Annotated in this window: 6 protein-coding genes; 3 read left to right on the top strand and 3 right to left on the bottom strand. The window is 66.5% G+C overall.

Annotation, left to right across the window (positions count from 1 at the left end):
- Nucleotides 1–143: 143 nt before the first annotated feature.
- Both H7U20_RS17705 and H7U20_RS17700 read right to left on the bottom strand, forming a co-directional pair.
- Nucleotides 144–338 carry a hypothetical protein gene (locus tag H7U20_RS17705; RefSeq protein WP_199760474.1) on the bottom strand — a complete coding sequence of 65 codons (195 nt, stop codon included), beginning with the start codon at nt 336–338 and terminating at the stop codon, nt 144–146.
- Nucleotides 339–774: 436 nt separating this feature from the next.
- Nucleotides 775–3438 (bottom strand): M1 family metallopeptidase, encoded by a 2664-nt coding sequence (locus H7U20_RS17700; RefSeq protein ID WP_199760473.1) that lies wholly within the window; start codon nt 3436–3438, stop codon nt 775–777.
- Nucleotides 3439–3683: 245 nt separating this feature from the next.
- Here H7U20_RS17700 and H7U20_RS17695 point away from each other — a divergent pair, with 245 nt between their 5' ends.
- The 3 genes from H7U20_RS17695 to H7U20_RS17685 all read left to right on the top strand — a co-directional run bounded on the left by H7U20_RS17695 (nt 3684) and on the right by H7U20_RS17685 (nt 5285).
- Nucleotides 3684–4391: a glutathione S-transferase family protein gene (locus H7U20_RS17695; protein ID WP_199760472.1), complete on the top strand. Its 708-nt coding sequence runs from the start codon at nt 3684–3686 to the stop codon at nt 4389–4391.
- Nucleotide 4392: 1 nt separating this feature from the next.
- Nucleotides 4393–5016: a glutathione S-transferase family protein gene (locus H7U20_RS17690; protein WP_199760471.1), complete on the top strand. Its 624-nt coding sequence runs from the start codon at nt 4393–4395 to the stop codon at nt 5014–5016.
- 122 nt (nt 5017–5138) lie between these two features.
- Nucleotides 5139–5285 (top strand): hypothetical protein, encoded by a 147-nt coding sequence (locus tag H7U20_RS17685; protein ID WP_199760470.1) that lies wholly within the window; start codon nt 5139–5141, stop codon nt 5283–5285.
- A 133-nt stretch (nt 5286–5418) separates the two neighbouring features.
- Here H7U20_RS17685 and H7U20_RS17680 read toward each other — a convergent pair.
- Nucleotides 5419–6671 (bottom strand): CehA/McbA family metallohydrolase (locus H7U20_RS17680; protein ID WP_199760469.1); only part of this gene is annotated, 1253 nt, incomplete at its 5' end.

Below are 6671 nucleotides of genomic sequence, written 5' to 3'. Positions count from 1 at the left end.
GACGGCAATACTCATCAGGGACTCGTGAACTCAAAAAATGGCGGTAGCCGACATGTTACCTGATGTCAAATTCCACACGGAACGGCATTGAGCCTGAAATTTGCCATCCATACTGCATCCGAACGACCAAACCGCCGCGACGATTATTTTCGATCAATTATCATGCTGAGGAGTTCAGGAGGAATTGCTTGCCCGCTCGCGCCCAATTGGCGCACGGTTTCGTGCAGCAAATTCAGTCGCGTAATTTTCAATGCGACCCCGGCTATTATTCCAACGATCGGAATGAGAAGGGCGACTATTGGGATCAGGTTCGGTGACAATTCGTTGAGTACACTCATATTTTCTTTCGTATGGTTTGTGTTGTTGGCGCATCAAATCATGGGGAATCGATTTGATGCGCCAATATTGAGTAGGCCGGCTTAGAGGCATAGGTTTACACACATCTTTTTCTGACCGTCGCACTGGCCCGCAAGAACCGCACTTTTTGAGTGTTTTTGCTTAAAAATTGAGCAAAGTCGTTGTGCGTTGACGGGAAATCCATCGGGCAGGCACTCCGGGATTGCTGTTTCTGCAACAGCTGGTGCTTTGTAAGTGTTTGATTTTATTGGCGAAAAAAGATGTGTATAAACCTATGGCTTAGAGGTGCATCGAATAAGCTGAATTCGTCGTTCCGCATCGGCGGACCGCCGCGTAGGCGTGAATCCATGCTGCGCTAGACAGGATAGGGCGTATGGGTTCCCGCCTACGCGGGAACGACGGGGTTTTAGAGGTGCCTTAGTGCGGTTGGGTGGCCAGCCAGGCGTCGATTTCCGGCAGGCGCTCGTTGCGCACCTTGATGCGGTACTGGATGCTGGCGATCGCGCTCTTGGTGTCGCCGCGCGCACTGGCGCTCAGGTTGGCGTCGGCATAGGCATTGAGCTTGACGATCATCTCCGGGTCGGCCGAGCTCTTGCCCAGGCCGGGGAAGTAGCGGCTGCGCGAGTTGACTTCAACCCGCTTGTTCAGCTCGGCCTGGTTGGCCTGCGCGAAGTCGAACGCCAGATTCGGGTGCAGGCTGGCGACGCGGCTGATCATGCCCGGCCCGGTGGTGGCGTCGGGTTCGGCGCTGATGGCCAGTTGCAGCGCGCGCTGGGCCAGCGCCGGGTCTTCGGCGGCGGCCAGTTTGTTGTACAGCTCGGTCTTGACCAGCGGCGTCTTCTCGGCCAGGGCGGCGGCGTGCAGCGCGTCCCAGGTGGCGGCGTCGGCGTGGCGCGCGACCACGCTCAGCACGGTGCGGCGCAGCGCGGTCGGCAGGGCGCTCTGGTCGGCGTAGCGGCGGCGCGCTTCGGCGATGACGACCGGGTCGCCCAGGTCGCCCAGGGTTTCGATCAGTTCCTCGCGCAGGTTGATGACCGAGGTGGCCTCGCCGGCCTTGGCTTCCCAGCCGATGTGGGCCAGCAGCGGCGTCAGGCGGTCGATGGCGAACTTGGCGAAGCGCTGGCGGCGTTCCGGCATGGCTTCATACGAGCGGTTCAGGCCGTGGAACACGCCGACGATCTTGCCCCACACTTGCGGATCGGCCGCCAGCGAGGTGGCCTTGGCCAGGTCGAGGAAGTTGGAGGCCGGTTGCAGGCCGGCCATGCCGAGCGACCAGCTGTCGGCCATCAGGCCCAGTTGGTCGATCGGCGCCAACTGGGCGAAGCCGCCGGCCAGCGCGGCGAAGGCCTTGGGCGTGTAGACGGTGCGGTAGTAGCCGGCCTGGCCGGCGTTGACCAGCACGGGACCGCAGCCGGGCACGCTCAGGCTGGCCTTGCCGCCGCTGACGACGGTGCGCGCCGGTTTGCCGCCCAGGGTTTGCGCCACCACCGGCACGCGCCAGGACAGCGGCTTCTTGTTGGGCAGATCCTTGCTGAACTCGCCTTGGGTCAAGCTCAATTGGGTGTTGCCGTTGCGGCAGACGGGGTCGGCGACGCGGATCAGCGGCACGCCCGGTTGCAGCGTGAAGTCGTGGGCGATGGCGCTGACCGGCAGGTGGGCGGCCTTCTCGACCTGCTGCCACAGGTCGTCGGAGACGGTGTTGCCGTAGCTGTGCGCCTTCATGTAGGCGCGCACGCCGTCGCGCCAGGCGTTCTCGCCGACGTAGTTCTCCAGCATGCGGATCACCGCCTCGCCCTTCGAGTAGGTGATCGAGTCGAAGGCCTGGCTGGCTTGTTCGACCGTGTCGATGTGTTGCACCACCGGGTGGGTGGTGACCAGGGCGTCGCGCTCCATCGCGCTTTCGCGGCTGTCGATGGCGCCCAGCGCGGTGTTCCATTCCGGGTGCAGGCGGCTCATGGTGCGGTTCTCCATCCACGAGGCGAAGCCTTCGTTGAGCCAGAGGTCGTCCCACCAGCGCATGGTGACCAGGTCGCCGAACCACTGGTGGGCCATCTCGTGGGCCGCCACCAGGAAGGAGGCCTGCTTGTCGCCTTGGGTGGAGATGCTCGGGTCGAGCAGCATCACGTGTTCGAAGGTGAACACGGCGCCCCAGTTTTCCATCGCGCCGAAGAAGGGGCTGCGGCCGGGGGCGGCGATGTTGTCGAGCTTGGGCAGCGGATATTTGACGCCGAAGTAGTCGTTGTACTCGCGCAGCACGGCGCGCGAGGAGTCGAGCGCGAACTGGGCCTGGGCCAGCGCGCCGCGCTTGGTCACCACGCCGAGCTCGACGCCATCTTCGACGGCCGTGGCGCGTTCGAAGTCGCCCAGGCCGAAGAACAACAGGTAGGTCGACATCTTCGGCGTGGTGGCGAACTGCACGCGCTTGCGGCCGTCGCCCAGCTCGGTGCTGGTGGCGATCGGCATGTTCGACAGCGCCATCAACTGCCGCGGCACGACGGCCTCCAGCGCGAAGGTGGCCTTGTAGTTGGGCTCGTCCCACGAGGGGATGACGCGGCGCGCGTCGGAGTTTTCAAACTGGGTGTAGAGGGCGCGCTGCTTGCCTTGGGCGCTGTCGTAGTCGAGCGAGAACATGCCGCTGGTCTGGCTGCCGATCTTGCCGCTGTAGACCAGTTTGAGCTGGTACTTGCCCGGCGCCAGCGCCTGGGCGAAGCGGAAACTGGCCGTCTCGTTCTTCTCGTCGACGCTGATGGCGGCGGCCTGCAGCAGCGGTTGGCCGGGGCCGGCGCTGATGGCGGCGCTGCTGAAGGCCAGGTCGGCCGCGTTCAGGGTCAGCGTGTCGCCGCGTTCTTTGAGTTCCAGCGCGATGGTGACGCTGGCGTCGAAGGTGGCGGCGGCGGCGTTCGGCGTCAGCGAGACGGCGTAGTGGCTGGGCACCGCGTTGCGTGGCAATTGGGTGGTGGTCTGGCCTCGGCCGGCCATGGCCTTGGCGCCGGCCGGCTTGGCGGCGGCGCCGACGTGGGTGGGGATGGCGCTCAGGCCGACGAGCGCCAGGACGGCGGCCGAGATCAGTTTGCGTTGCATGCAGTGCCTTCTTGTAGAGGTGTGTGGTGACGGTGGTTGGAACGGTGGTGCGTGCTACCGGGCCGACGCCGGTGGTGTCCGGTGCCTTGCGTGTAGCAATCTAAGGGTAGTCGCGCGCCTTGTCAACCGAGCAATCTTCCTTGCCCAAGCAAGCGGCGCAAAATGCGACTATGATCGAAGTCCGCCGGCGCCTTTGCCGCCATGTCGCACCGCAAGGCGCCCGAAAAACAACGAAAGGCAGACCTATGATCGATTTGTACACTGCGGCCACGCCGAACGGCCACAAGATTTCCATCGCGCTGGAGGAGTTGGCGCTGCCTTACACCTTGCACGCGTTGGAGTTGTCGAAGAACGAGCAGAAGGAGCCATGGTTCCTGGCGCTCAATCCGAACGGCCGCATTCCGGCCATCGTCGACCGCGCCGTCGACAATTTCGCCGTGTTCGAATCGGGCGCCATCCTGATCTACCTGGCCGAGAAGACCGGCCAGCTGATGCCGGCCGACGCCAAGGGCCGCTCGCAGGTGCTGCAGTGGTTGATGTTCCAGATGGGCGGTATCGGCCCGATGATGGGCCAGGCGAATGTGTTCTTCCGCTACTTCCCGGAAAAGCTGCAGGGCGCCATCGACCGTTACCAGGGCGAGAGCAAGCGCCTGTTCCGCGTGCTCGACGGCCGGCTGCAGGACCACGAGTTCCTGGCCGGCGACTATTCGATCGCCGACATCGCCAACTGGGCCTGGGTGCGCACGCACAACTGGTCGGGTGTCAACCTGGACGGCCTGCCCAACCTGCAACGCTGGGTCGACGCCATCGCGGCGCGGCCGGCGGTGCAGCGCGGCATCCTGCTGCCGCCGTCCCAGCTGGACCGCAACGCCAGCGACGAGAAAGCCCAACAGTTCGCCGCCGAGGCGCGCAAGATGTTGGAGACCGGCCAGTCCACCCAGGCGGGAGTCTGATATGAAGCTCTACACCACCGCCCGCGCGCCGAATCCGCGCCGGGTCGCCATGTTCATCGCCGAGAAGGGCATCGAAGGCGTCGAACCGGTGCAGGTCGACATCATGCAGGGCGAGCACAAACGGCCCGATTTTCTGGCCAAGAACCCGCTGGCGCGCGTGCCGGCGCTGGAGCTCGACGACGGCCGCGTGCTGTGCGAGACGCGCGCCATCTGCACCTGGCTGGAGGGCTATGCGCCGGAGCCGAACCTGATGGGCGAGGGCTACGAGGAGCGCGCCTTCATCGAGATGGCCGACCGCCGCGTCGAGCTGCATCTGTTGCTGGGCGCGGCCAACTGGATACGCCACGCCCATCCGGGGCTGGCGCCGCTGGAGCAGCCGCAGTTCGTCGAGTTCGGCAACAGCCAGGCCGACAAGATGCGCGAGACGGCGCGCTGGTTGGACCAGACCTTGGCGCGCCAGGAGTACGTCGCCGGCGCCCGCTTCACCGTCGCCGACATCACCGCCTTCTGCGCGCTGGAGTTCGCCCGTGGCCTGATGAAGTTCCGTCCCGGCGCCGAGGGCATGGCGCATCTGCAGGCGTGGCGCGAGCGCATCGCGGCGCGGCCGAGCGCGGCGGCCGGCTAGCCGGGCGCGGCGGGCGGCTCGGCCTGCCGCGGCGGCGCGGCGGCGATTGCGCGGCCGCGCCGGCGGCCTTAGACTGGGCGCTTCGCCACGCCCCGAGGAGTTACCGATGAGATCGCTTTCCCGTGCCCCTTGCCTGGTCTTGCTGGGCGCCGCCGCCATGGCAGGGCGAGGACGGCTACGAGGCGCGCAACGAGATACTGCGCAACGGCGAGTGGCGCACCGAGTTCACACTGCACTTCAAGCGCCTGCCGGCGCCGGCCCAACCCTGAGGGTGGCGCGACCGGGGCCGGAGTCCGACGCGACATGCCGCCAAGTGAAGGCAAGCCACAGGCGTGACCATGGGCTCGGACCCCGCGCGCCAAGGCGGGGAGGCCGACCCCGGTCCTCTGCCTGTGGGTGGTCTTACGGGCTTAGCTGCTCGACCCAGACCGGCGCCGACCACAGGCTGCGGCCGTCGTCCTGGGTCACCTTGGCGTAGTAGAAATGGCGGCCGGGCGTGGGTGTGATGGTGCTGTCGGCGGCGCTGCCGAGCACGGAGACGCTGCCGTTGCGGCCCGGCACACCCTCGAACACGCTGACGGCGGCCGCGCCGCGTCCCGCGCTGTTGGCGTAGCGCACGGACAGGGTCAGCGCGCCGCTGTTGTCGAAGCGTTCGCCCATCAGGTGTCCGTTGGCCAGCAAGACCAGCTGCGACTGCTTGTCCATCGTCGCGAAGACGCGGCGGGCGCGCAGCGCGTCGAGCAGGCTGGCCGACGACAGCGCCGTGCCGTTGGCAATCAGCACGCCGGTGCGGTTGCTGTATGCGGCGCCCCAGTTGGCGCAATGGTTGTCCTGGTCGCTGCTGAAGGCCAGGTGGAAGCCGGCCTCCAGCGCGGCATTGCACGATTTTTCGTAGTTGCTGTGGCGCGCTTCGGACTCGTCGACCACGGCCGAAAAGGCGTTGCTGTTCAACACCTCGCACAGCACCATGGCGGCGTCGCCGTCCTCGGTGTAGCCGAGCGGCCGGCCGGCGGCGCGGAATTGGCCGTCCTGCGGGTGGTTGAACTGGCCGAGCCAGCCGTGTTCGCGCATCAGGCTGTACAAGGCGGGGTAGTCGCCCTTGGCGGTGAAGGTGTCGGCCAGTAGTTGGCCGGCGCGGTTGCGCTCCCAACCGAGCAGTTGCTCGCTATTGAAGATGTTCAAATGGCCGCCCTTGCTGATGACGCCCCATTCCATGCCGTAGATGGCGAGGAATTCCGGATGCTCGGCGGTGTAGCGCGCCGCGTCGGCCAGGCCGCCCTGGTACAGGCCGCGCGCGGCGAGCGGCTCGGCGTTGGCGTTGCTGCCGTCGGCGCCATCGTACATGTGGTTGTGCTCGGAGGTCATCAGGAAGTCGAGGCCGTGCCGGCGCGCGAAATCGTAGGCGTCGCGCGGGCCGAAGGGCGTGCTTTGCGGCTCCTGGGCGCCGACGCAACGGTCCAGCGCGCCGCCGCCGTCGCTGTGGTTGCTTTGGCTGTGCAGGTTGCCGAGGTAGACGGTGTAGTCCAGGCCGGACGGCGCCGGCACCGCCGCCAGCGCACCGGGTGCCAGCGGCGTGCCGCGTGCCGCCCGCGCCGCCTGCGCCGTCGGCAGGGCGGTGAAGGGCGCCAGGGCGGCGGCCGGCGGCGCGCCGACCA

Source organism: Rugamonas violacea (assembly GCF_016461825.1).
GTDB lineage: Bacteria > Pseudomonadota > Gammaproteobacteria > Burkholderiales > Burkholderiaceae_D > Rugamonas.
This window is presented reverse-complemented; position numbering and strand designations above follow the sequence as displayed.